This is a genomic window from Anaeromyxobacter sp. PSR-1 (assembly GCF_000964525.1).
Classification (GTDB): domain Bacteria; phylum Myxococcota; class Myxococcia; order Myxococcales; family Anaeromyxobacteraceae; genus Anaeromyxobacter.
On the sequence record NZ_BAZG01000340.1, the window covers coordinates 1 to 1,609 of the forward strand.

A 1,609-nucleotide genomic window follows, 5' to 3' on the forward strand; every position below is an offset into this window, starting at 1 on the left:
TTCTCCGCGAGGCCGTTCGTGAAGACCCCGTTGGTGAACACGCCGTTCGTGAAGACGCCGTTCTCCACGAGACCGTTGGTGAAGACGCCGTTGCCCAGCAGGCCGTTCTCGAGGAGGCCGTTCTCGGCCGGTGCCGCGCGAACGGAGCTGGAGACGACGAGAAGCGCCGCAATCACGAACGAACGAGCCTGGTTGTGCATCGGTTTCCTCCCACCGTCGCCTGTGTACGCATAGGGCCCCACCGCCACTCCCCGGCGCACACCTTTGGGCACGGCTCCGCACCACTTTTTGTCCCTTCAAACGGGTATGATATCCCGTGTTCATGTGACACTCGACAGGGGTAAGCTGTGGGTGAATGGGACAGATCGGCGTCCCTAAGGATCACACGGCTTTACTCCAAGCGGATATCGGGCAGCCGGCCACGGGTTTCTCGGGACCCACCCTTCGGCGCATCGTATGATGCGTTCCGTGAACACCCCCGGACACCGCCCGCCGGCACTTCCGCCGATCCCGGGGTTCGAGATCGAGGGTGTGATCGGACGGGGCGGGTTCGGCGAGATCCTGTCGGCGCGACGCACCCGCGACGGGACCGCCGCCGCCGTGAAGATCTCCCAGGGCTCCACGCCGCGCGCGCGCGACCAGCTCCTCCGCGAGGCCGCCGCGCTGCGCGAGATCGGCCCCGAGCTCGCGCCGGCGGTGCTCGCGAGCGGCATGCTCGAGGACGGCCGCGCCTGGGTCGCGCTCGAGCGGCTCACCGCGCCGTCCCTCGCCGACCGCGTCCGCGCGGTCGACGGGCCGCTCGATCTCGAGACCCTGCGCGACGCGGTGCTCGCGCTCGCGGACGCGCTCGCGGCCCTCCACGGCCGCGGCTGGCGCCACCTCGACCTCAAGCCGCGCCACGTGTTCGTGGAGCCCGGCGGCGCGCGGCTGGTGGACTTCGGGCTGGCGCACGGCCCGGAGCCGGTCGCGACGGAGGACGCGCCGGCGGGCGCTTCGGCCGGGACGGCGGCGTACATGGCCCCGGAGCAGGTCCGCGGCGACGCGGCGGACGCCCGCGCCGACGTCTACGCGGCGGGCGCGATCCTCTTCGAGCTCGTGACCGGGGCGCCGCCGTTCGAGGGCTCGCCGGGCGAGCAGCGGCAGGCGCACCTGGCGCGCCGGCCCGGGCGTCCGTCCGAGCACGCCGGCGTGCCGCCGGCGCTCGAGGAGGTCATCCTCCGTTGCCTGGCCAAGCTCCCGGAGGCGCGCTACGCCGACGGGAGCGCGCTGCGGGTCGCGCTCCGCGAGGCGTTCGCCGCGGTCGCCGAGCCCCGCGCCGCCGCCGACGCGCCGCGCGCGCCCGCCCTGCGCCCCCGGACCGTCGGCCTGCTGCGCGTCGCCTACGACACGGACGTGCTGCACCTGCAGCGCGCCGCGCAGTCGGTGGGCGGGCGCCTCGGCGCGCTCGGGACCCGCGCCGCCTCGGTCGTGTTCGAGCCGGGCGCGCGCGAGAACGCGGTCCGCCTGGCGCTCGACGGCGCCCACGCGCTCCTCCGCGACGCGATCGTCCGCCACGCGGTGGTGGACCTCGCCAGCGTCATGGTCCACGACGCCGCGGCCGGCTCGCGGT

General features: G+C 74.4%; 1 protein-coding gene and 1 pseudogene. One reads left to right on the top strand and one right to left on the bottom strand.

What is annotated here, in order from left to right:
• A pseudogene (locus PSR1_RS23215) lies at positions 1–200 on the bottom strand (hypothetical protein); the annotation flags it as partial.
• Positions 201–459: 259 nt separating this feature from the next.
• On the opposite strand from PSR1_RS23215, the gene PSR1_RS23220 reads away from it, so the two are divergent.
• Positions 460–1,609, top strand: a 1,150-nt coding sequence (locus PSR1_RS23220) for a serine/threonine-protein kinase (RefSeq protein WP_237758223.1), incomplete at its 3' end; no start/stop codon positions are given.